At 58.8% G+C, this 21,805-nt stretch carries 24 protein-coding genes; 2 read left to right on the top strand and 22 right to left on the bottom strand.

All coding sequences use genetic code 11. The annotated features are described in order from the left end of the window. Positions 1-223 precede the first annotated feature (223 nt). The 12 genes from FHT86_RS02865 to FHT86_RS02810 all read right to left on the bottom strand — a co-directional run bounded on the left by FHT86_RS02865 (position 224) and on the right by FHT86_RS02810 (position 14,368). Positions 224-553: a hypothetical protein gene (locus FHT86_RS02865; RefSeq protein ID WP_133705432.1), complete on the bottom strand. Its 330-nt coding sequence runs from the start codon at positions 551-553 to the stop codon at positions 224-226. Positions 554-626: 73 nt separating this feature from the next. Then, a complete protein-coding gene (locus FHT86_RS02860; RefSeq protein WP_133705431.1) occupies positions 627-878 on the bottom strand; it encodes a hypothetical protein in 252 nt (83 codons plus the stop codon). Positions 879-905: 27 nt separating this feature from the next. Further along, complete coding sequence (locus FHT86_RS02855; protein ID WP_133705430.1) at positions 906-1,223, bottom strand: cell wall anchor protein; 318 nt, start codon at positions 1,221-1,223, stop codon at positions 906-908. Positions 1,224-1,286: 63 nt separating this feature from the next. Beyond that, the gene (locus tag FHT86_RS02850; RefSeq protein ID WP_133705429.1) at positions 1,287-1,919 is read right to left on the bottom strand and encodes a hypothetical protein; all 633 of its coding nucleotides are present in this window, start codon (positions 1,917-1,919) and stop codon (positions 1,287-1,289) included. Between the two features lie 396 nt (positions 1,920-2,315). Then, the gene (locus FHT86_RS02845; RefSeq protein ID WP_133705428.1) at positions 2,316-2,969 is read right to left on the bottom strand and encodes a DUF4376 domain-containing protein; all 654 of its coding nucleotides are present in this window, start codon (positions 2,967-2,969) and stop codon (positions 2,316-2,318) included. Positions 2,970-2,985: 16 nt separating this feature from the next. Continuing rightward, positions 2,986-3,405 (bottom strand): hypothetical protein, encoded by a 420-nt coding sequence (locus FHT86_RS02840; RefSeq protein WP_133705427.1) that lies wholly within the window; start codon positions 3,403-3,405, stop codon positions 2,986-2,988. After that, a complete protein-coding gene (locus FHT86_RS02835; RefSeq protein WP_133705426.1) occupies positions 3,395-3,826 on the bottom strand; it encodes a hypothetical protein in 432 nt (143 codons plus the stop codon). Before FHT86_RS02835 ends, FHT86_RS02840 begins: the two co-directional genes overlap by 11 nt. A gap of 4 nt (positions 3,827-3,830) precedes the next feature. Further along, the gene (locus FHT86_RS02830; protein WP_133705425.1) at positions 3,831-9,923 is read right to left on the bottom strand and encodes a phage tail protein; all 6,093 of its coding nucleotides are present in this window, start codon (positions 9,921-9,923) and stop codon (positions 3,831-3,833) included. 106 nt (positions 9,924-10,029) lie between these two features. Then, positions 10,030-10,455 (bottom strand): DUF6950 family protein, encoded by a 426-nt coding sequence (locus FHT86_RS02825; protein ID WP_133705424.1) that lies wholly within the window; start codon positions 10,453-10,455, stop codon positions 10,030-10,032. After that, positions 10,452-11,075: a hypothetical protein gene (locus FHT86_RS02820; protein WP_133705423.1), complete on the bottom strand. Its 624-nt coding sequence runs from the start codon at positions 11,073-11,075 to the stop codon at positions 10,452-10,454. The genes FHT86_RS02825 and FHT86_RS02820 overlap by 4 nt, the downstream gene beginning before the upstream one ends. Positions 11,076-11,078: 3 nt before the next feature. Next, positions 11,079-11,723 (bottom strand): hypothetical protein, encoded by a 645-nt coding sequence (locus FHT86_RS02815; protein ID WP_133705422.1) that lies wholly within the window; start codon positions 11,721-11,723, stop codon positions 11,079-11,081. Then, positions 11,723-14,368, bottom strand: coding sequence for a phage tail length tape measure family protein (locus tag FHT86_RS02810; protein ID WP_166656734.1), 2,646 nt, complete (start codon positions 14,366-14,368; stop codon positions 11,723-11,725). The genes FHT86_RS02815 and FHT86_RS02810 overlap by 1 nt, the downstream gene beginning before the upstream one ends. A 57-nt stretch (positions 14,369-14,425) precedes the next feature. Here FHT86_RS02810 and FHT86_RS02805 point away from each other — a divergent pair, with 57 nt between their 5' ends. Beyond that, positions 14,426-14,869: a hypothetical protein gene (locus tag FHT86_RS02805; protein WP_133705420.1), complete on the top strand. Its 444-nt coding sequence runs from the start codon at positions 14,426-14,428 to the stop codon at positions 14,867-14,869. 153 nt (positions 14,870-15,022) lie between these two features. Continuing rightward, positions 15,023-15,829 (top strand): hypothetical protein, encoded by an 807-nt coding sequence (locus tag FHT86_RS02800; RefSeq protein WP_133705419.1) that lies wholly within the window; start codon positions 15,023-15,025, stop codon positions 15,827-15,829. A 19-nt stretch (positions 15,830-15,848) separates the two neighbouring features. On the opposite strand, the gene FHT86_RS02795 is transcribed toward FHT86_RS02800, so the two are convergent. From FHT86_RS02795 to FHT86_RS02750, 10 genes are all read right to left on the bottom strand, one after another. Continuing rightward, complete coding sequence (locus FHT86_RS02795; protein WP_133705418.1) at positions 15,849-16,154, bottom strand: hypothetical protein; 306 nt, start codon at positions 16,152-16,154, stop codon at positions 15,849-15,851. A 23-nt stretch (positions 16,155-16,177) separates the two neighbouring features. Continuing rightward, on the bottom strand, positions 16,178-16,579 hold the full coding sequence (locus FHT86_RS02790) for a hypothetical protein (protein ID WP_133705417.1): 402 nt from the start codon (positions 16,577-16,579) through the stop codon (positions 16,178-16,180). A gap of 78 nt (positions 16,580-16,657) precedes the next feature. Then, complete coding sequence (locus tag FHT86_RS02785) at positions 16,658-17,143, bottom strand: hypothetical protein (RefSeq protein WP_183868520.1); 486 nt, start codon at positions 17,141-17,143, stop codon at positions 16,658-16,660. A 3-nt stretch (positions 17,144-17,146) separates the two neighbouring features. Beyond that, positions 17,147-17,578 carry a phage tail terminator-like protein gene (locus FHT86_RS02780; RefSeq protein WP_133705415.1) on the bottom strand — a complete coding sequence of 144 codons (432 nt, stop codon included), beginning with the start codon at positions 17,576-17,578 and terminating at the stop codon, positions 17,147-17,149. A gap of 36 nt (positions 17,579-17,614) precedes the next feature. Beyond that, positions 17,615-18,034, bottom strand: a complete 420-nt coding sequence (locus FHT86_RS02775; protein ID WP_133705414.1) for an HK97 gp10 family phage protein — start codon at positions 18,032-18,034, stop codon at positions 17,615-17,617. Between the two features lie 249 nt (positions 18,035-18,283). Next, on the bottom strand, positions 18,284-18,640 hold the full coding sequence (locus tag FHT86_RS02770) for a hypothetical protein (protein WP_133705413.1): 357 nt from the start codon (positions 18,638-18,640) through the stop codon (positions 18,284-18,286). Further along, positions 18,640-19,137, bottom strand: a complete 498-nt coding sequence (locus tag FHT86_RS02765; RefSeq protein ID WP_133705412.1) for a DnaT-like ssDNA-binding protein — start codon at positions 19,135-19,137, stop codon at positions 18,640-18,642. The genes FHT86_RS02770 and FHT86_RS02765 overlap by 1 nt, the downstream gene beginning before the upstream one ends. 70 nt (positions 19,138-19,207) lie before the next feature. After that, positions 19,208-20,179, bottom strand: coding sequence for a DUF2184 domain-containing protein (locus FHT86_RS02760; RefSeq protein WP_133705411.1), 972 nt, complete (start codon positions 20,177-20,179; stop codon positions 19,208-19,210). Between the two features lie 3 nt (positions 20,180-20,182). Further along, on the bottom strand, positions 20,183-20,653 hold the full coding sequence (locus tag FHT86_RS02755) for a DUF2190 family protein (protein ID WP_133705410.1): 471 nt from the start codon (positions 20,651-20,653) through the stop codon (positions 20,183-20,185). A 27-nt stretch (positions 20,654-20,680) separates the two neighbouring features. Further along, a complete protein-coding gene (locus FHT86_RS02750; protein WP_133705409.1) occupies positions 20,681-21,796 on the bottom strand; it encodes a DUF2213 domain-containing protein in 1,116 nt (371 codons plus the stop codon). Between the last annotated feature and the right edge of the window lie 9 nt (positions 21,797-21,805).

Raw genomic sequence — 21,805 nt, 5'->3', positions numbered from 1 at the left:
AAGCCATCGTGCTTGGCAATGGAAACGGAAATCCCACGTCGCCGCTCAGTTAATGTGCTTCAGCAAAACGCTGTCCAGAACGATGCAAAATCCACAAACGCAAAAAAGGCCCTCTCCCGTTAAGGAGAGGGCGAGATAGGGAAATTGCCAGCACGCGGTGAAACCGACAAATCCATCGGGGCAGACTGAAATAATTGCGACAATACGGCATATGACGGCGGTGTCAGGGCACGGCCCTTCCGCCTCTGATCCACCGCGAAATCGAATCGAAAATCAAGTCGGCGATCCACATGGCGCAGACACCGACCACGAAGGCCGTGGCATTCATGGCCGCAACGTCTTTTTGCGGCAATGGCCAATTGACGGCACGCAGATAGTAAAGCGCCGGCTCTGTCAAATAAGCCGCCGCCAGCGCCCCGCAGATGGGTGATGCGACGATTTCTCGCGTGGTGTATCGACGACGAGATAGGCCGCGCAAAATGCCGCCGGAGAGGCCAGCGATGACAACACCGACCTTGATGCCTAACGCATCGAGAAATTCGTTGACCGTCATGACCTGTCTCTGCAAGATCTTGAAATGAGAATCTACGGCTTCCTTCCAACTAAGATAGCCAAGGAGGCCGCTCTCATTTAACGACTGGCGGCTGAGGCTTCACCAAGCCGGGAAGCCCGTCGCGGGTAATATTGATTACCATCTTGAGCGCCCCGAGGGCGGCAACGACATAGGCCGTGAAACTCGGACCGATAAGGGATTGCGAACATTCCAGTGTGCCGTCGCCAAGCTGCGTGCAGCCCGTCGCCAGCAGAATGGCGACCAACAACGCCGACAACGTGATCAGTATATTCAAAGCATTGTGCAGAGCATTGGTATTCAACATAAGGTTTCCTTTATGAAAAGGTGAAATTTATTGTACCTGTCGGGCGATGTTGAGCGCAGCATTGATTGTCGCGTAGGCTTGCGCCACTTGTGCCAGGACTTCCGCTGCTGTTTCGTGCTCCGGGTCAGCGCAAAGTGTTCGAACGCCGATGTAAACCGCGGCTTCTTTGTCGATGACCGACTGCTTGACTGCACCGAGCGTGGCGATGGACATGAAAGCGGCATGCGCTGTTTCCAATGCTTGACAGGCCTTCTGAAGACTTTGCTGGATCGAGCTATTGAGCGATGCAGTCTGACAACCGGACAAAGCAAACCCGGCCGCCGCCGCAAAGAGCAGAGCGCGCATGTGATAATCCTTTTGCTAAAGGGAAAATGATTGTGTTGTGCTGTCGCGGTCCGGCGATGCCGATTAACGCGCTGCTTCGATCGCTGCGGCGAAGGACTTGGCATAGCCTGCAATGTCCGCGGCCCGATCAGTGCCGTTGATGATTTTGCGAGCGCCGATCCAGTCGGTCACTGTCGCGCCGAAGCAGTCGGCCAGCCTTCTGCCGGTGAATCGGCCATTGATCATGCCGTCGCGCAAGATCTCGACAGCCTTGGCCGGATCGAGTGCCAGGTCGGGTTCATCAGCAATGCCATATTTTTCATAGTTGTCGTGACCGGTAATCTGCACCAGACCCCGCCCACGATAGCGCCAGCCATCGCCACTTGCCTCGTCGCCATTGCCCATGCGGTTCGCATAGGCGCGATTCGCTATGCGTTGCGGCTGACGGGCATAGGTCGCCGCTTGCGCTGCCGTGAAGCATTTCGGAAATATCGCTTTGAGGCCCGCGGCAGAGTAGTTGAGATTTTCCACAATGGCGCACATCGTGTTGTCGCTTTCGTGATAGGTCGTCGCCAGCATGTAGGAGAGCCAGCGCACATCGAAGGGGCTCGCCTCCCAGCTGTCGAGGATGGCCTCGATGCCGTTCACCTGATTTTGCGACAGCCGCCCGCCGAACAACGGCAAACGCACCGCCGCGAAGAATTTCGCGCGATCCATGAATGGTCCTTTGGCTGTTGTAGATTCGGCGACAGAGCTCTGAAGATCGCTTGGATCTTCCTCAATACTGGCAATCTAGCCGCCTAGTTCCTCCATAGCGGACGGAAACTTTTAGGCTCTTTTATTCCAACTGGGGGGTCACGTTTCTGCAACTTCGCAGAGACCACTCTGTACGGCTTCACCGCCCGGCGAGATCATCGTTACTTCACCGACGGGGCCCATTCCTGGCCTCTCAGACGCAACTTCAGCATCTTATTTTACCTCTGTTGCGCTCGCGCCTGTGCCACCTGTTCGGTAAGTTCGTCAACAGCATTGGCAAAACGTTCAACCTCACCTTACAGAAACTCATTTTGTTTCCTGAGAGAATTCACAAGGGTAGGCATGAAGTTCTTCCCCTTACGCTGCAACCGCCGACCACGCAAAGGCGTCAATATCCGCCGCCGTCTTGATCGTGCCAGCCGCGATGCCTTGGACAACCGCATCTTCTGCAGCGAAGCTCGCCTGCACATGGGCGCCGACCGCATTTGCGACAGCGGTCACCTCAGCGGCCGCCAGATTGACGAAGCCGCTTGGGGTCTTGAAACTCACGGTGACGGTCGGGTTAGCCTGGACGTAGGCATAGGCTCCGGTGATCAGCGCCTGGCTCTGGCGATCGGTCATCACCGACATGCCGTTAAGCACGATGCCGCCAGTCTCGACCGCGTAGCGCTTGGCTGCAGCATAAGCCTGCAGATCGACGGGAACGGGCTCCGGTGACCAACCGGCGACGACTGAAACAAGGCTGGACGGCGTTTCCGGCCAATCGCCAGCGGCATCGACCAAAGCCGTTTCCTGCTTGCTGAGCTGATCAAGGACTGCATCCTTGTCGGCGGCCGGCAGTCCCGCAGTGATCTTGGCGCCGAGCGCAAGCCAGTAATCGGCGACATTGTAGATCTGCTGCCGGCCGAGCCAGAAGGCGACGCACGCCATCCAGCGATCGGCCTTGTTCTCGGCACGGGCTGCAAGCAGCGCCTCCACCATCGGTTCATACATGCTGTCAATGCGATACATGGGCAGTCCTTTTTGCTTAGGTTTGGGCATAAGCGCGCACGTCCCGCCAATCGATGGCGGCGGCGGCGCGGATATCGGGGGCTGTGGTTGCGACTGCGAGGGCGGCCTTTGCCGATCGGCGGCGGCTTTCGATCATCTGCGCCCCCGTCGCCCAATGCTGATCTCGCGTCAAGATCTCGACGGCCTTCTCGAAACGGCTAACGCTATCGTCGGCCGCTTCGGCAGTAAGGTTAGGCGTCTCTCCATCGGGTACGTTGGCACCCTGCTGCAGATCGGCAACGATCAACAGAGCCTCTTGCCGTTTGATCGAATAGACGGCTTCCTGGCCGGGTATGAGGGTAACGAACAGGGCGCGAACGACGGCGACCTGATGATCGATTTCGGCCATCATCTGTGTCTTGAGCTGGCTGAGGTCGGCACGATGATCAAACCGCATGAATCGTCACCTCGAAATCGCGATAGGCGGCCGGTGACTGGAAAGAAAATTTGTGATCGCCGGGCACATCGGTGACGAATTCGAAGACATTGTCCGCGACGGCGACGATCCGGCCCTCATGAATGACCGAGGTTCCGGCCGGCACGGCAAAGCGCACCTCCTCCGTGCCATCGGCCTTGATGGTGAAATCCGTCACGTCAACGGCTGTGCCCTTGGTGGTGATGATGCCGTCGAGGACATAGCAATGCGCGTCGATATCGCGACGGTATTGGTCGGCTCGCACTTCGATAGCCTTAAAGCCCTCGCCATAGATGCCGGCATAATCCGGCAGTAGGCTCAAGGCGCAGTCGCCGCTCTGACGGATTTTGCCGTCCGGGCCATGGATGATGTAGTGAATCGTTCGGTCTTCTAACGCTGTCACGGAGTTACCTCTTGAGCGCTGTCGCGGTGATGTTGCTTTCGTTCCAGCCGATGGTGTTGCCGGGGCAAAAAATCTGCAGGATGTAGGTATGGTTGCCCGCGCCGGGAGCGTCATATAGGCCCGAGACCGCCACAAGGCCGGCCGTATAGGTCGCTTGAGAGGTCTGGCTGTTGCTGCCACCTGTGCTAGTGACGACGGTCTGAACAACGCCGAGATAGTAGGTCTGGCTGAAGATCGCGCCCCCGTCGCGGAAGATGTTGCAGCCGACCGGCTGGGAGTTCTGGCTACCGCCATTCTGGTTGAATTGGCCGAGTGTCATGGCGTCGATCACGACGCGGCCATCGCCGGCAACATTGACGACGCAGCTCACAAGATTGATGGTCCCGCCAGCGCCGATGGTCTGCGTGCCAGCGACGCGTCCGGCGCCGACAGCAGTGACCGCTCCTCCGGAGATGTTAGACGTGCCGACCTGCAGCGAGCCGATGACGGCCGAACTGATATTGACCGCACCGAGATTGGCGGTAAGCGCATCAAGGCTGTTCACCGAGATCTTGTTGGCGGTAACCGCGCCGTCGACGATCAGCTCGGCACTGACGGCCCGGCGCATGACGGGCCGCGACCAGTAGCAAGAGTTCCCTGCTCCTGCGGTCTTGTTGACCTGCAAATCCATGGCAAGCGCTGTAATGCCAGAGGGCACGGTGTATTTGCCCTGAAGGCGCACCCATGCGTTTTTGGTGTTCGTTCCAGTAATTAGTACAGGCGACACCGTGCCTGAAGGCGAGCGCGCGAAGGCATAGACATTGGCCAAGTTCGCATCGGTATTAAGAACCCAAACATCAAAAGCATAGGTTTCACCGGGCGAGACCGCGACGAAGTTAGAATAGGCGCAGTCTCGGCCGAGCGACTGCAGGAGGTAGCCCGAAGCATCGCCCTGGCCGTTGTCGAGGTAGAAGTTCTGTTTGTTTTGCGTCGTCCAACCGTCGATGCTGCCTGCCTGCCAGCCGTTGTCGGCCATGTTGGAGAAGTCGGTCAGCACGAGCTGCTTTGCGGTGATGGCATCGGCCGCGATCTGGGAAGCACCGATCGTATTGGCCGCCAACTTGTCACCCGTGATCGTCGCGGCCGCAATGGTGGTTGCAGTCACCGCACCCGCCGCGATCTTGCCGGCTGTCACCGCATTGGCTGCGATCGCATCCGCCGTCACGGCGTTGGTGGCAATCTTGTCGGCCGTGATGGCGTCGGCGACGATGCCGCCGTTGGTGATCATCACCACGCCACCATCGCTCCAGGGCGTAAACTCCGACGCGTTCGCCGGGCAACGGCAGAGCATCGGCTTGTTGAGGAACATATAGCTATCAGTTTGGCCGGCGATCGTTTCCCATTTGCGGACATGAATGGCCACCGCGACCGCATTGGCAGGAGCAGCACCAACGCACCTGAGACGTGTCCAGAGGTCCGGATTGGTCGGGCTGCCAGCTATACCGTTGTTCTGATTGGCCGTGGAATAGCCGACAGCGAGGCCATCTGAACCGATCCACTGCAGCCGCAGCTCGACCAAGCAGCGATGGGCAGAGACGTAGGCGGACACTTCGAACCAGTCGCCCGGAGCACAGGGCACGCCATATTTGAGGCTGTTCGGCAGCGTCGGGGCGTCAGGCCGCAACCATTGAACGTCACTGTAATAGTTGTTGCCTGACGGTGCGCCATAAGAAAGCATCAGGGTCGGGCAGTTCGGTCCGGCCCATGTTTCAGTGACGGCACGGATACGAAAAATTGGGCTGGGGATCGGGCCACTCGCGAAGCTGATCACCCAGCAATCCATGCCCATAGTGAAACCTGCGTTCTGCAGCAGGTTCTTGCCAGAGCCAACCGCGAGCGCGTCCGTGGTGACGGAGTTCGATGCCAATTTGGCCGCCGTGATGGCATCGGCAGCTATTTCAGAGGCTGAGATAGCGCCTACAGCGATTTGAGCGCCGGTGATGGTGTCCGCAGCTATTTGAGCGGCAGTGATGGTGTTAGCCGCAATCTTATCCGCCGTGATCGCCCCTGTGATGATATTGCCGCCCGAAACCATCGTGATGCCAGATGGTGACCAGGGGGTGGGCTGTGACTGGTTCGCGTTAGCCTCGCCGAAATACAGCCGCGTCAGGAAGATATAACTGTTTGCCTGACTCGGCAGAGTGCCTTTGTGGCGCAGGAACGCTACGCACGTCACCGCGCCAGCGGGAGCTTGCGCCTTGAACCAGAACCTTTGGTAGTTGGCCAAGTTGAAATGCGGGTCGATGTTTTGCGCTGCTGGGAGAATACCCGCGTTCGGGTATGCTAACGCTGCGCCATTTACATCGAAAAAGCCCATATAGGGCAGAAGGCCGTTGCTATTCAGGCCCAGATAATAGCCTGAAAACTCAAACCATTGCCCCGCCACGCAGGGGTATCGGGCGACCTGCCCTATCGTGAACCCTGTGGAGTTGACTGTAGCGATGGTAGGAGCGACACCATATTCGATACCTTGCGTGTTGTTCGCGCAGAAAATCTGCATCGCACCGCCTGTAGGTGCGTAGGTGTCGGTACGGTAGGACACCGTAAATCCAGGACCGTTGGAGTATTCATAGCTCCAATTCGCAAGGCCAGCCGAGAAATCAGAATTCGACAGGAAGTTGCCGCCGCTGCCGATAGCCAGTTTGTCAGCAGTGATCGCGCCTGCCGCGATATTGGCCGCCGCAACGGCATTGGCTGCGATCTTGGTAGCCGTGATCGCACCGTCAACGATCAGATTGCCCGTATCGCGGCGCTGGCAGGAAATGAAACCAAGAGCGTAGCCACCTGTGGTGATAGACCCGGCTGCCACCGTTACGTCGATCCATGCGTATATAGCGGTGGCCGGAACGGTGATAACCGCGTTCCTCTCAATATATGCCGTGTCGGCAGCCGTGTAGTTCCCGACAGTTGGTGCGCTGACGAGTGATATCTTGTCTGCCAGCAGAAAGCGCATACGCACCGTGAGGGGATTGTTGGGTGCCCCCACCGCCTTCGCAAACACCTGCAGGAAATACTGCTCGCCAGGAAGGACGGGAAAGATGTTCGAATTTCTGGAGGCGAGGCCAGTCGCGCCTACGCCGACGTTCATATACCAGCTACCGACGTAGGCGTTTGCCGGGTCATTCACGATGGTGATGCCGGTGGACTTCGACCAGCTAACATCGCCCGCGCCAAAGTTCGGGTTTTCGACGCGGTTCGTGAAGTCGCCAAGCACCATCTTGTCGGCGGTGATCGCGCCCGCGGCTATCTGTCCAGCCGTAACCGCGCCTGCCGCGATGTTCCCTGTCGTGACCGCGTTGGCAGCGATTGCGCCCGCTGTTACCGCACCGGCCGCAATGGTCGATGCGATGACCGCGCCGGCCGCAAGCTTAGGTGTCGAGATCGCACCATCGGTTATTTGCGTGCTGACGATTTGCCCGGCAACATCCGTGGCCGGGACCGCTGAAGTCCATGCGCTGCCGGTGTACCGGTAAAGCTTTTCGTCTGTTGTCAAATAGACGAACCGGCCTTCGACGTTACCTGTAGAAGGCAGAGCCGAAACGATCTCGACCGCCTTTATGCTAGACGCAAGCTTGGTCGCATCAACGGCAGCAGCGGCGAGCTTCGCCGCGCTGATTGAGCCGTCCGCGAGTTTGCTTGCATCGACCGCCAAAGCGGCAAGCTGCGGATTGCCGATGGCCCCATTGGCAATCTGCGACGAGGCAAGCTGGCCGGTGATGTCAGTGGACGCAACAGACGCCACGTAGGCAGTGCCGTCCCAGCGATAGAGCTTGCCGTTCCAAACGATCGTCGTCGTGGATTTGGTGGTCGGCAGGCTCTCACCCGTGGCGATCCCGACAGGCTCGATGCTGGAGGCAAACTTGGTGGCGTCGATCGCCTCCGAAGCGAGCTTCTGAGCCGTCACAGCAGCATCGGCCAACTTCGACGAAATTACCGCCTGATCAGCAAGCACCTGCGCGGTCACCGCCGCGACTTCAATCTTGGCTGTCGAAACGGCCGCATCGGCTAGCTTCAGATTGCTTACCGCCTCATCCATGATCTTTTCGGCAGTCACGGCCGCGTCGGCGATCTTGGAGGCGATGATGGCGCCATCGAGAACGTCGCCCGATTGGATTAGGACATTCGGTGTCTTGACTGCCAGCCAGGCCGACCAATCCGTGGCGCGGTTGGACTTGGGGACGTAACGGCCCCTCGCCTCGTAGTCGGTGTTCGACAGCGTCCATTGCCCCGAGAGCACCCAGGAGAACGGTGAGGCATAACGAGTGCTGTCACTATCGAAGACGATATCGCCGGTCTCCTTCAGCCGGACTTGCACCCACACGCGCTCGACATCGTCCATATCCGGCGCGCAGCTGATCTTGATCGCCGGCCGACGATCGATGCCGCCGGCGTCTTTCACGGTCGCCGGCTCGACGGTCCAGCCGACCATTGGCTGTGATGGTGGCGCAATCGGGCCGATCCAGCCGGTAGCGATGGGCAGTTGCAGACCGCTGTGCCAGTCGTAGTCGGCGGGATCGACTTCTTTCAGTGTGACGACGATCAGGAAATTCGGCTGTGGCTCGACCTTGACGACAAGGAATTTCTTTTCGTCATAACCGTTGCGCGCCGAAGTCCAGGAAACGACATCGTTCGGCTCCAGCGGATAGGCATCCGGCGGCAGCGCTATCTGTTGCACGCGAAAGCGCCGGTAGTCCTGGATCATTGCCAGACCGACGCGCTGCACCTGATTGGCAAATGGCACGGCCGGCAACTGGATCTGCGCCGGCAACCGACGATTGCCATCCTGAGCTTCGAGATCCGCGTTGTAGCGGCCGGGCGCATCCTTCGTCGCCCATTTTTCGGCCGGTTCCGGATAGGTGGCTTCGATGGCGTTGTAGGTGTCCGAAAGCGACGGAAACGGCTGAAAATCCTGCTCCTCGGTCACGACGATGTCGTCATCGGAAAAGGAGTAGACGGCGCCACCCGGCGCGCTGATCAATATCTTGAATATGCCGCCGACCTCGGCCATGCGGCCGTTGCAGCCCTTCAGAAGCTCGGAAACGACGTCAAGCGGCTGTTGATCGCATTGCACGTCATAACCGGCGCGAAATGCCGGCTCGGCGCTGCCGTCGTCAAGAGTGACCCCCGCATCGCAGGCGTTGGCAGCCGCCATCCAGTTCGCAGCCGGCAGACAGAAGGCGGCGATGTTCTGGCCGCCACAGACCCATTCCTGACCATAGTAGATGCCGCGCGCCAGATTGTAGATCATGATGGCCGGATTGCTGGAGGGCTCCCAGCTGGCCGGATTGTCCCAGCGATGTACGCCATTGCCGCCGGCGGAAGAATCCTTGCGGATATCGTAAAGCTGTATCGGATGCGGCTGGTAGAGGCCGGCCGGAATGCCGGAAAAGAGATCGCTGTTGTAGCGAGCCGTCAGGATCACGACCTGGCATCCCCGCCCGATCATCGTCGGCTTCCACGGCCGGTCGGCATTGGCGCCGAACTGCGCCATCAGAAATGGATCAGCGCTCGTTTGAGTGCCATCGAGAAACTTGATCCAAAGGTAATCCTTGCCATCGACGCGATATTGGAGAACAGGAAAACCGCGTCCGTCGGGATGCGGTTCTTCCCAAAGCACGCCGACTTCCTGGTCGTCGATCCACACGCTGGTCAGGCCGCGCTCGCCGGCATAGTTGGGCAGACTGCCGATCTCGATGACATCGGTGAAATAGGCATTCGGGGTTTTGCCGTCATCTCCCCAGGTGCCTGCATATTTGCGCTTGCCGGCGGTTGCATAGCTGCCGATGACGAAAGACATGGGGTGATCGTCCCCCATGCTGATCTCAAGCTTGGTCCCGGCTGGCTGCGGCTGATCCTTCTTCGCCATCGCCTTTTCGATGAGCGACAGGCCGACATTGAGGGCGACGGTCAGCACCAGCTTGCCGATAATGCCGATGGAACCAATCGAGCCGATAGCTTGAGCGATTGCGGTGATCGCCAGGCTGATCGGATCGGCATGGGCAGCATCCGCCATCAGCCAGAAACCGAGAACGTTCAAGAGGAGGATCAGGAATTTCATGGATCTGGCGACCTCGAATGACGCATGAAGAGAGTGCGCCGCCGACGAGATCGACAGCGACAAGTCACCGATAGGTGATGAGGAAAGGCGTAATTTCCGTGCCGGCTCAGCCGACCTTAAAAGCCCGCTTGGCGTCGAGCAGGTCGACAGTGCCGAGGCCGGTCTCGCGCAGCACGAAGATGCGCTCGCCATTGACGACGCCGAGGGCGTATCCGAAGGGGCCTTCATGCGGAATGGCGGCGATATCGCCGATATGCGCCTCGCTCGGATGGATTTCCGGCAGCATGGTGGCGACGAGATCGGCCAGATTGTCGAAGCCGGCCGCCTTCATCGTTTTCAGCGCGCCGGCGGCGGTCGAATACTCGCCGCGAAACTGCGCGGCGCAATCGACGCCGGTGATCGCCAGCACCAGATTGCCGGCAAGCCCCGGCCCGCAATCATGGCTGCCCCAGGCAAAGGGCGTCCGCTTCAGGCGGTCGATTTCGGCAACGAAACAGGCACGCCAGTTCTTGACCCTCAGGAGCTCGGTCATGCTTTCTGCCCCCAGGGGATCTGCCAGTTGGCAACGGTGCTGGAATAAAGGCCAAACTCGTCGCCGCTGCGGCGCTTCTGGCCCTCATAGGAGGATTTGGCCGGATTGTTGCGCTCCAGCATGGCGATGGCGGCCGAGATGGCAGAAATCTCGATATCGCCGTCCTGGCCGACAACAGGCGTCTTGATCGGCGCGCCGTCGGCGATGCCGAGAAAAGAGATTTCCGGCGCGGAACTCGGCTGGCGCGTGACCGGATCGAAGGTCATGTCGTGTATTTCCACCGGCGCCAGGCGCAAATCGTAGCCGCGCAGGAGCTGCTGCGCGACCGGCGCGATCTGTCCGATGGTGATCGTCACGGTTTGAACCGTCAGATCGGCCGTGCGCGCGATCGGGCTCAACTGAAGATTGAGGCCGCCATAATAGGTCCGCCCCTCCGACACGCCCGTGATACCGGAGATGACGGAGATGTCGATATCGTCGTCCCCGGTCCAAAGACCGATCGAAGCGACGTCCCCGGTATCGAAGCTCTTGCCGGTGATCCAGACGAAACGACGGGGCACGAGCCCTGTGTCGCGCGCGCCGGTCAGCGCCGCGAGGAAAGCGGAAGTGATGTTTTTCATCGGCTATTTCTTCTGAATGATCTTGAAGGTAGCGCCCGTGGTGATGGGGCCGCTCGCGGTGCCGGGATTGTGGCTGCCCGGCATGACGACGCATCTGCAGGCCGGACGCAGCAACGCCACGCCCAGATTGGCGGTTATGCCGGTCGGCAGATGCGGAAAGACGCCGAACACGGGCGTGACGCCCGCGGTGTTAGCGGCCACCGTCTCGGACACTTCGAGAAAGGCAAAACGGTCGCCATAGGCGATCTGCATCTTGTCGCCGATGGTGAGCCTGTAGTCCTCCGGCAGCCCCTTGAGGCTCATCGAGGCATTGTCGGCTCCGAGCGCGGCAATGCTGACACCAGCGCTGCCGAGCTTTGTCCCGTCGCGATCGGCCTGCGGATATCTAGACAGCGGATCATAAAGAAAAAGCGCCTCCTGGGCGCCGTGAAGTTTGCGGATGCGGGCGGCGATCTGTTTCGCCTCGTCATTATACATGTCGGCCAGCGTCACCGTTCCCGTCCAGAGCGGCGGCGCCAGCTCCGCCTGCCAGACCCGGCCATCGCCGGAGCCGGAAAGCTCGTCATTGCGCTGGATATCCCAGACCACGCCCGAAATCTTCAGGAGATCGGCGAAGTCCGGCAGGCTGTAAGGATAGGAAACGGCCATCAACGCCTCCGAGGATTGCGGTTGATCTGCGCGACGCGATCGGGAAGCTGCTGATTGAAATCGTTCAGCCCCTGCCGCGTCGAACTCTTCGCCTCGCTCTGCGCGACATTCTTCACATAGGCCTTCAGATTACCGTTCTCATCGACCGAAACCCCGACCGTCACATGCACACCGGAATTGGCGCCGGAAGCGCTGTTCTGATTGACGGCCTTGAGGCGATGGTTGGGAACGGAGGCATTCGGCTGCGCCCTCGAAAATTGCGGCCCGCTTTCCGCCACCAATCCGCCATCGGCATAACCGCGCCGCCCGACACGCATCGCCTCGACGACACCGATACCGCCGGCCCGGGCAATATCCTTCTGGCTCCAGACGATCTCGCCGGCATGCACGACACCCGCGGGGTCATTAACCCCGCCGGCGCCGGTGTAGCCGCCGTCGGCAAAGAGCCCGCCCGAACCGCTCGCTATCGCGGCGGCCGCCTGAGGCGACTGCGCAAGGATGCCGAGATCCAGGCCACCGCCGCCACCGAAGAGCCCTCCGCCACCAAACAAACCGCCGCCGGCGGCTGCGCTGTTGACCTTGAACAGGCTGTTGAGCACATCGTTCAGTAGCGTGTCGGAAATCTTGGTGAGCACGGAAATCGCCGCTTTCCCCAGGGATTTCCAAAGGCCTTCGCCATTGCGCAAGCCGCTGACGAGCGTCGAGGCGAAATCGCCGGCAAGCTCGCGGGCGTATTTCAGCTGTTCATTGTAGCGAATGATATTGGCCGAGGCCGAATTCATGTCGATCGGAAGGCCATATTGCTTCTGCGTCGAAGCGACCGTTTGATCGATGGTCGAGCGGCCCATCTGTTCCTGCTGGAACTGGATATCGCCCGCGAGCTTGGCATTCGCGGTCGCCGTCGCCAAGGCATTGTACTGTGCAATTCTGTTCTTGATATCTTGTATTTGGCCGGGGGCCGCCGCATGAGACTTATCTTCTGTTGCGCGCAAGAGCTCCAAATTCATTTTCAAAGTTTCGACGGCAATGCTGTTAAGCCCTATAGTTTGGGCTTCCGTCCGCATTTGTTCGATACGAGACTCGACGGATTTTTGCAGCGTATCATATGCGCTCGTAGCTTCTTGGGCTGGGCGAATCAGACCGCGGCTTGAGCCGAGCCCTGCTCCATTGTCGATAGTTTTTGGCGGCTCAAGTGCCTTTTTTTGTGCGTTCAGACGTTCGCGTATATCGCTGTATTTGACGGGAGCACCGGCATCTGGACCAAATCGATCATCGAAATTTTTTACGCGCCTAACTGTTTCCTCTTGAGAATAGCGGCTGGAATGGGGTGTGGTACGCACCGCGTTACCCAAACCTTGAACATTCTTCATTGCTTGTAGGGCGATCAAACCAAATTGCCGAATTTCCTCCAAAGCCTGAGAGAGATCAGGATGAGCGTTGCTGAGTTCGCGGATTTTCTGATTCAGTTCTTCTGCACTGCTTTGATTTGCTTGCAAATTTCGAAGCAAATCCTCAAGCACCCGTTGAGGTTCCTGCAGTTTACTGGCACCAAAGGGATTTATTTTACTAACCTTATCCTGCATCTCGGCAAATGCCTGTGCAACAGGGTCGATTTTATCACGCAAGACCGATAGTTTACTTTGAGCTGCAACTGCATTGCTCGAATATTCTCGCAGTTTTCCCGCAACTTCCTCTGTTATTTTACCAGAATTCTGAAGCTCAATTATCTCATTCTGAAATTCTATCGCCTTTATCTTCCCAGATTCAATCGATTTATTGAATCTGTCGATGGCTTCTATCGCCGGATCAAAAGTAGTTGGCGGTATATATAATATCTGGTCGGCATAAGGCGCTTGCTGCCCAAGCATATCCGCAAGAATTGAACGAGACGCCTTTTCACCCTCAGCTTTGAGCGTCTTCTGGGCGTTTTTGTAATCGTCTTTCAGATTGGCGTTTGTAATAGTGGGGCCTAGCTTTAAAGCCTCTTCTTTTTGCTCGTTCATTTTCTGATAAGTCGGCCCGAGCTCTGCAATATGCTCTGCATGTCGCTTCAGTATCTCGTCAACGCTCTTAACGTCTCGGCCAGCGTTTAAAAAATACTGTACTGCGGCAGCTCCTGCGAAGGTGAGCGCCTGCGTTACTAAACCTATGGGATTAAGCATTGTTAGAAATGCATTGCCCAAGCCCTTCACAAGCCCAGTAAGCCCCCCTGCTCCGCTGAGCATTTCGCCCAATTTTCCGCCTTGTTGAAGGCCAATCATAAATGGGGAGTCGCCACTTGCCATTCGGGTGCCCATTTCAATGAGGACATCCTTCAGGTCTTTCGCCTTTATGCTCACCGCCTCGATTGAATTTTGGTTGCTCTGGCTTTCTACATTCATGCCGGTGAGTGAACCCGCAACCTTGTCAACGGCTCCCGCTGTAGAAGAACAGCTGTTCTTCCATTCTATCATGACAGCCGTCGCTTTGCCGATCGCTCCTGTGCTTGCGGCCGCTTTGACGCCTAGCGTACTAATCGCGCGAGCCGCCGCCCCTACTTCCATCTCAACGTTGTCTGCCGCAACAGCAACACGATTTATGCCTGCAGCAGCCTGATCAGCACCAACGATCGTGAATTTCACACCCAAAGTTGCAATATCTGTCACTGGCATACCTTTTCAAAACATGCGAAATACAACCCTGCGCTTTGAGTGGGGGATTTCGTGATTAGATTGTGGCGATTGGCCGGTCTGGCTCTTCTGCTGCCAGCCATTGGCGGCTGTAATTTTTCTGAATCGAAATTGGTGACCGTGTGCGAAGAGGTTTTGAAACTGAGACTTATAGCGCCGGCAGGATACAAGCGGGTCGAAATCGAAGAATCCAAAGAGCCTCTCGGCCGCGACGACTACAAACGTTATTTGGCCGGGGACGAATATGGGCCACTCATCCAGGGAGCCAGGATGAAGGATTTTGACCGAGGCCGTGTAAAACCTCAGATGTTTGAGGTTCTCATAACTTACGATGCTCCTAACGCCTATGGCACACCAATTCGCGGCACCTCCAGATGTCAGTATCCAACTGACAATGAAGACACCTCCAGAGCGGACCGTCTCTACGTAATGGTTGACGGCAAAACGAACGCGGAGTGGTTAGAGACGCAGCGCTAAGAAAAGCGGGCGACTATGAGGTTTCAGCTACTTCTGACTGCATTCTCCGCGTGCACTCCCCTATACGGGATGGATTCGCGACACATTCAGACGGCTGTTCAGCTGAAGTAACGGCACCCCACTGGTACTCCTTAAAATTTCTGAGAGACACTTATGGACGTTTGGCTAAAAGCTTTGATCGCAACCGCATGCGTAGTGGTAATCGCGAGCGCCGCGATTGTCGGCGGTGTTGTTGGCTGGCAATACTACCAGGCATGGCAGGAGGAGAAGGCTGCCAAGCTTGCCGAACGAAAATTCAAATGCACCGATGCATTGAGAGAAGAAGTCCGTGCGAAAGCAGGAGAAAAGACATATGGTTCATTAGCTCTCATGGTTGCTGAAGCAGATAGTTGCCGAGCGGAGTTTCCTGATATTCGAGCCTCGTTCTGCTTTCGTCTCTGGAAAGACGTAAAGCTATTCAATGCAGGGGCAACTACCGACTTTTTCGACAAAATGACCTCTGCGGCGACCAAAGAGGTTGACGCGTGCAACCAAGAATTTGGCTACGCTGAGCCAGAAAAGAAGCCTCTTCCTCAAAACACGAGTGAGTGGAAAGCGGCCACACCATCAAAACCTGCAGCGGTGCTAACAATGGTGGCAACCTGCGAAGCTGCATTGAAATTTCGCCTGGGTTCATCAGCTACCTATACTCAAGTTGACCATTCCAAAGCCCAATTTCCAATGGGTCGCAGTGCATTCGCAAGCTACCTTGAAAAGACCGACGACAGCCCTTCGATGCGGGAAGAGAAGCTGAAACAGTTCGATCAAGGCGTTCTGAGACCGGTAGAGTTTTATGTCTATTTGAGCACAAACGCCATCGTCCAAAGCCGATATCAGCGGATTGAAGCGGCCTGCAGCTACGTCGGCATACAAGGTACCGACGCCGGCGCTGCCGTAGACAATGTGAGACTTACCTACTGAAGTTCTATAACCAGACCCTCTACCCCGCCTCCCGCGCCCTGATCGCCTCCGTCTCCTCCTCCACGGCCTGGCAATAGCGCCCATCCATCGCCTTCAACACAGCGATCTCCTCACGGCGCAGGAGGTTGCCGGTCAGGCGCAGCCAGGCCAGCATTTCCTGGTGGGAGAGCGGCGCCGGGCCGGAAAATCCGGGAGCCTGCGCAGAACGGAGGTCCCAGAACCAGTCCCAGAGCGCATATCCGGCCTCCGGCACTTCGGCTTCCGGACTGTCGAGTTCGAAAGCCTCGTTGCGCTCGCGCCGGGTTTCGCCGTTCTTGTCGCGCACGCAATCGTAGCGTGCGACGATCCTTACGGCTTCGGAGAGCCCTTCGGCAAGCTCTTCATAAAATTTGCGCGGTCCTCCGAGGCGCCGGCCACCTGGTCGTAGATCCAGCCGGCCTCCTCGACGACTTCGCGGGCCTTGTCGAAGGAAAGCTCGGGCTGCTCGCCCTTCCACTGCTGCTCGCCCCAATTCCAGGAAGCGATGGCGGCGGCGGCCTTGTCGAGATATTCGGCCTCGACCTTGCTGGTGGTCAGCTTCTTCTTGCGGCTGGCGAGGAAGCGATCGCTATGCTGGCGAACGATCTTCTTCACCTCGTTGCTCTCGGCCGAGCGGATCATGAGGGAGATGCCGAGCGGCTCCTCGGTTGCCGGATGCAGGAGCTGCAGCTCGAAGAGATCTTCGGAATTGACGAGACTGGAGATATCCAAGGAAACACCTTATCGGTTGGAAAATACGGAAGTGGCCGCGCGCCCGGCTTGAGCGCGCGTGGGCTCGTAAGAGCGCGTTTACGGCGTTGCGACGGGATCGACGCGGATCGGCAGCTGGTTGAGGCCGATCTTGAACTTCTCCAGATCGAAATCGTCGGAGCCGCCGCCGGGATAGAGCGGGCCGGAAACGACGCCACGCGAATAGAAGATCGTGTTGGTCATGCCCTGCGGCGCGTCGTTGCGCTCGATCTTGATCGCCATGTTGTTGACGTTGAGCGGGTCGCCGAAAGTACGCAGGATGACCTGGCCGTCATCGTCGGCGACAGAGGCGACCTCAAGCTCCGGGTCGCCCGCATTGGAGACGCCCTTCTGCTTCTGCTGCACCGGCTCGTCCAGCGTATTGTAATTGTTGATGGTGGAGTCGGAGCCGAAATCGCCGATATTGCCGACCTTGCCGACCTGCACCCAGGTCAGCGCGGCATAGGTGCTGGCCGTCAGATCGGTATTCTGGGCGGTCTCGCATACGTAGACCTTGGAGCCCTTCTTGGTACTTTTGTTCGCCATGGATCATCTCTCCGGTTCAAAGGCGGTGTAGGGAATGGTGACCGGTATCTGCACGCGGTCATCCTCTTGGATCGGGCCAGAGGCCCACGGCTCGCCGCTGATCGTGATCTTCACGTCAGAGGCAAACAGCGTCTTGTTGTTGAAATGCTCGATGATCAGGCCGGCGGTATCGAGCGGCTTGATCAACCCGGCGCCGGCCTTCCAATAGACCGACACCTGTAGAAGCCCGCGCTTTTGCTGCGGGTCGTCGCCCAGCGTCACCTGCCGGGTGCGGTTCGGCAGGAAAGCGACGGCCAAATAATTATCCGGCTTATCTTCTCCCGAAGGAGGAAAAGCGATGCCGGGCTGCGCCACCGGTAGCGGCGGTGTGAAGGTCAGCGCCGCCAGGTGATCCAGCAGCGCAGCCAGAATGAGTGCGTCCGTTGCCGTCGCCATATATCCTGCCTGATTGTGAGTTGAAGAAGCTTTGCTTTAAGCCGTCTCGCGCACGGCCTGCTCGACGATGTCGGACCAGCGCTGCGCGGCAAGTCGCACCATGCCGGCGCCCGCCTTGCCTTCGTTGCCGAATTCGACGGCGGCCGCATAGGGTGCGGTAAAGCCCATATAGATCATGCCGCCGAGCGGCACGCCGAGGATCGCCAGATTGACCGGCGCAGCATCGAAGCCAAAGCTGCCGGCAGAGGCAGGATCGGGCGACGCCCCTGCCCGCAAGACCGGTATCGCCGAACCCGAAACCCGGAAGGATTGCGCCAGAGCCCCGCCATCGTCGGGCGTGCCTTCGACAACGGCCTCGGCCAACAACCGGGACGAGGTGTGAACAACATCCTCCATCCGCCGCTTGGTCTTTTCGACCCAGGCGGAAACGGCAGCGGAGAAATTGGAAGAGGCCATTGCATCAGCCCTCTGAAATGATTCGGTTTTGACGGCACGCTCGCAAACCCGATGAAGGAGCGGGCCGTTCGAAATCTAGCAAGGTCAAAGCGCCGTAGCGCACGCGGATTGCGGAGACGCCGCTTTTCCGGGCCATACTCCGACTTGCCGGCCGCTCGATTTGGGATGGTGACATCAACCGATCGAGTGCCAGGAGGAACCGGAGAAGCAACCAAAGAGCAAGCGCAGCGCGAAAACGGGCAAAAGCGCTCACTGGCGCACCTGCAATTGCCAGAACACCGTAGTCCCGCCCGGCGACAGCGGCAGCACATCGACGATCGCATGCTCGATCCCGGCAATCAGCAATCTGTCGGCAAGCATCGGCGCAATCGAAAGCCCCGCCGTGGACAGATAAATCATCCGGTCGCCGCGTTGGATCAGGGTATCGCCGATATGCACCTGCGTATAATCGAGATCGACCAGCATGCAGGCAAAGTCCTGGTTCGTCTGCACCGGATCGTAGTCCGAACCCGAATTGGTGATGCGCCTAAGCTGAGCCGGCTGGCCGAACTTGGCGATCAACCGCTCGGCCGTGGCGCGGCTTTTGGCGTAGTCAAAGCCTGTCATCACACCACCAGAATGCCCGGCAAAACCGGACGCAAGAAGGGATAGAGCAGACCGTCGAGAATGGTCATTACCGGCCTTACCGCAGCAATAATGTCGGCTGGCGATCCTGCCACCACATATTCCGTCTCCAGTGGCCCGACCTTTTCCCGCCTGACGGCCTGTGCCGCGATGACAACTGGGCTCAGGCTACCGGACTCGGCAAGCTCGACAGCCGCCGCCTCATAGGCCGCGTAAGTAATCGGCAGCGGCACGACGTCCTCGGGAATGCTCTCGCCGTTGGCGGTGACGGCAGCCTTGCGCGGCCAAGAAAGCACCTGGTCGTAGCCACCAGCGCGAAGACCGGGAAACCGCCGTTCGTACAAGCCGTCGACGACCTGCGATCCGCGCAGCAACGCCGCCGCGCGCTCATCTTCGCCGGCCGCGGCCCAGACTGTAATGCCGCGATCGGCAAAATAAATATCGGCAGCATCGAGCGTGCCGTAAAACGATGCAGGCATGAGAACTCCGGCGGTGAATGAAGAGGACGCAGGCCCTCTCCCCGTCGAAACGGAGAGAGGAAAGATCAAATCACGCCGCAGCCGTGATCTCGTCGCCATAGGCCATGGCGGCCGGCAGTCGCACTTCCGTGCCGCCGGTGCGGGCGATGATGCCGGTTTCGAAACTCATGATCGACTTCTGACGCGGCTGCAGCACGCGTCGCGGCATCGGCAGATGGAAGCGCAGCACTTCCGGGTCGCGGCGATAGACGACCATCCGGCCGCCGCCGTCCTGGGATGCCGTAGCAAGCTCGCGCAGCGGCTGGATATCCAGCGGCTGGCCGGTCTCCGCCGTGTAGACATTGCCCTGGCGCAGGAATTCCAGCACGGTGATATAGCCGTCGCCGTCGGCAAGCCGCTTGGTGGCGATCATACGGAAGGCCTCCGGCGGCAGGCGCAGGCTGTCCACCCATTCGACTTCGCCCGTGCTTTCGCGCACACCGCCGATCAAATCGTTGACATCGCGCAAGATCTGATCGGCCGTCTTTGCCGACCAAAGCGTTGAGCTGCCCGTGCCGTCGGCGGCGACATCGACGCGCGAGACGTTGGGATCGTTGACGAACCCGGTCCATCCCTTCTCCGTCGAACCGATCATGGCGACGGAATTCAACAGGCGCTCGATTTTGTCGGCGGCAAAAATGGCGTTGGAGGCGTTGAGATCGAGATTGTAGAGCGCCGCCTGATTGACCTCTTCCAGATTCCATTCCCAGCCAGAGCCGATCATCGCGAAATCATGGCTCGCGCTGTCGCGGGTCGACTGATTGAAGGGCATATCCGTGCCGGCGCCCGAGAGGAATTTCGCCTCGCCTGCGCTGTCGACGGTGAAGAAAGTCGTGCCAGCGGCCCATTCGTTGCCCTCGGTGACCACGGGCACATGCAGGCCGTAGTTGAACGTGGGATAACGGCGCTGATAGATGCGCGTCTCGATATTGCGGCCCTGCGCGATGACGAAGGAATAGGCCGCCTGGGCGTCGGCGAAATGCTGTCGAACGAATTGGTTCATGGATTAGGCGCTCCTGTGCTTGAGCGAGATTTCGACGATGTCGCCATTGCCGCCGCTCGTGTCGAAGAAACAATCGGGAATGGGACCGACGATGCCGGTGCCGGCCGCGTTGACATAGGCGTTGGTGGTCGGGTTGTAGTAGACGGCGTCACCGTCGGCGACCGTACCGCCCGCCCGCACATACATCTGGCCCGAGGTCAGAAAGGCCCCGGTGATGAACTGCGCATAGCCGTCCACCTGCGTGGCACCGGGCAGCACGGTCGGCGTCAACACGGCAATGCCGAGAAACTTGCCGCCAGCGGCATAGGGCGCAACGCCGTGATCGGCGAGGCCGCGCTGAGCCGGTTGGCCGAACTTGATGCCGGCGGCATTTTCCACCGTGCGGCTGATCTTGTTGGATTTTTCCTCTGAAGCGATCTGCCCGTGCAGGCCCTTCTGAGGAGCGTTTCCATAGGTGGTCTGATAAGTCGCCATTGAAGCGTCTCCTTTTCGTTGACCTGATTAGATGGGATTGGCCGGCAGATGGGCGGACTGCAGGTCACGCACCATGGCGGCATAGGCGGTGAACGCCGCGGACATCGATGTCTGCGATGTGGCGATGCCGTCCTTGACGGCGGCGGTAAAACGATCCGGCGTCTCACGGATGGTCTCGACCAGCATGTCGAAACGAGCGTCGATATAGACCTCCGACCGGCCCTCGACCGCCCCTTCGCCGACCTTGGCGACGACAACCGCCTTGCGGATTGCCGCATCGGAAAGACCTGATGTCTTCACATCACCGATGATCGCTTTGGCAAGCCCGATGAGATCGGCGCGGGCTTCGGCCCGCCGTTCGATCTCTGCATCGGACATAAGCCCGGCCTTGGCGGCATGCAGCTCGGCATCGCGAGTGGCGATGGCCTTCTGGTATATGACGTCGGCATCGACGAGCCGTTGCTGCAGCGTGGCGATAACCTCAGCAGCCTGGTCGCTGACCTCGAACTCGACGCCGTCGACGATGATCGTCTTTGTAGACATCGTCCCTTCCTTCTTCTGCTGGTGATCGGAAACAGGACGTGGGGCTGCGAGAGGAGCGCAGCCCCACGGTGCGGCTGCATCGCCGATGCGGACTTGGGATCCCGCACGGCCACGGCGCACGATGGCAATGTGATTGATGCGAATGTTCTTCTGGATAGCGTCGTAGAGTTCGCCGGCAGGCGTCAGACCGGCGGTGAAATCGAGATCGCAGACATAGCCGGCGGATAGTTCCTGCTTGCCACTTTCGATGTCCTGAATGGCCGCCTCGTCGCTAACCATAAGAGGCACGCGAATGAAAATTCCCTCACCGGCAATCTCATCGCCGGTCTGGCCGACGGAGTACTTTTTCCAGTTTTCCGACGTAACCATTTCCGGCGGATGCTCGTTTGTCACCGGTCGGTGAGCCGCACTCTTCAGCGTATCCTCGGAAAAGACTTCCGCACCCGGTCGATAGACCCGTACAGTGCGCATCTCCGGCCTGCCGATCTCCGCGCCGAGATAGCTCTGAATACCTGTACGAGCGATCCGGGCATCGGCCACAAGATAGCCGTCCCCGGTCCGCCGCGTTCCCGCGACGGTGACAATGTCTGTAAAATTCATGATGGATGC

This window comes from Rhizobium sp. BK313, assembly GCF_014193655.1.
Classification (GTDB): domain Bacteria; phylum Pseudomonadota; class Alphaproteobacteria; order Rhizobiales; family Rhizobiaceae; genus Rhizobium.
Note: the sequence above shows the minus strand (reverse complement) of the source record. Positions and strands in the feature narration are given on the sequence as shown.

Coding starts and splice junctions, on each gene's coding strand:
- FHT86_RS02865 (WP_133705432.1), bottom strand. CDS start 553: ATGACGGTCAACGAATTTCTCGATGCGTTAGGCATCAAGGTCGGTGTT.
- FHT86_RS02860 (WP_133705431.1), bottom strand. CDS start 878: ATGTTGAATACCAATGCTCTGCACAATGCTTTGAATATACTGATCACG.
- FHT86_RS02855 (WP_133705430.1), bottom strand. CDS start 1,223: ATGCGCGCTCTGCTCTTTGCGGCGGCGGCCGGGTTTGCTTTGTCCGGT.
- FHT86_RS02850 (WP_133705429.1), bottom strand. CDS start 1,919: ATGGATCGCGCGAAATTCTTCGCGGCGGTGCGTTTGCCGTTGTTCGGC.
- FHT86_RS02845 (WP_133705428.1), bottom strand. CDS start 2,969: ATGTATCGCATTGACAGCATGTATGAACCGATGGTGGAGGCGCTGCTT.
- FHT86_RS02840 (WP_133705427.1), bottom strand. CDS start 3,405: ATGCGGTTTGATCATCGTGCCGACCTCAGCCAGCTCAAGACACAGATG.
- FHT86_RS02830 (WP_133705425.1), bottom strand. CDS start 9,923: ATGAAATTCCTGATCCTCCTCTTGAACGTTCTCGGTTTCTGGCTGATG.
- FHT86_RS02825 (WP_133705424.1), bottom strand. CDS start 10,455: ATGACCGAGCTCCTGAGGGTCAAGAACTGGCGTGCCTGTTTCGTTGCC.
- FHT86_RS02820 (WP_133705423.1), bottom strand. CDS start 11,075: ATGAAAAACATCACTTCCGCTTTCCTCGCGGCGCTGACCGGCGCGCGC.
- FHT86_RS02815 (WP_133705422.1), bottom strand. CDS start 11,723: ATGGCCGTTTCCTATCCTTACAGCCTGCCGGACTTCGCCGATCTCCTG.
- FHT86_RS02800 (WP_133705419.1), top strand. CDS start 15,023: ATGGACGTTTGGCTAAAAGCTTTGATCGCAACCGCATGCGTAGTGGTA.
- FHT86_RS02785 (WP_183868520.1), bottom strand. CDS start 17,143: ATGGCGAACAAAAGTACCAAGAAGGGCTCCAAGGTCTACGTATGCGAG.
- FHT86_RS02780 (WP_133705415.1), bottom strand. CDS start 17,578: ATGGCGACGGCAACGGACGCACTCATTCTGGCTGCGCTGCTGGATCAC.
- FHT86_RS02775 (WP_133705414.1), bottom strand. CDS start 18,034: ATGGCCTCTTCCAATTTCTCCGCTGCCGTTTCCGCCTGGGTCGAAAAG.
- FHT86_RS02770 (WP_133705413.1), bottom strand. CDS start 18,640: ATGACAGGCTTTGACTACGCCAAAAGCCGCGCCACGGCCGAGCGGTTG.
- FHT86_RS02765 (WP_133705412.1), bottom strand. CDS start 19,137: ATGCCTGCATCGTTTTACGGCACGCTCGATGCTGCCGATATTTATTTT.
- FHT86_RS02760 (WP_133705411.1), bottom strand. CDS start 20,179: ATGAACCAATTCGTTCGACAGCATTTCGCCGACGCCCAGGCGGCCTAT.
- FHT86_RS02755 (WP_133705410.1), bottom strand. CDS start 20,653: ATGGCGACTTATCAGACCACCTATGGAAACGCTCCTCAGAAGGGCCTG.
- FHT86_RS02750 (WP_133705409.1), bottom strand. CDS start 21,796: ATGAATTTTACAGACATTGTCACCGTCGCGGGAACGCGGCGGACCGGG.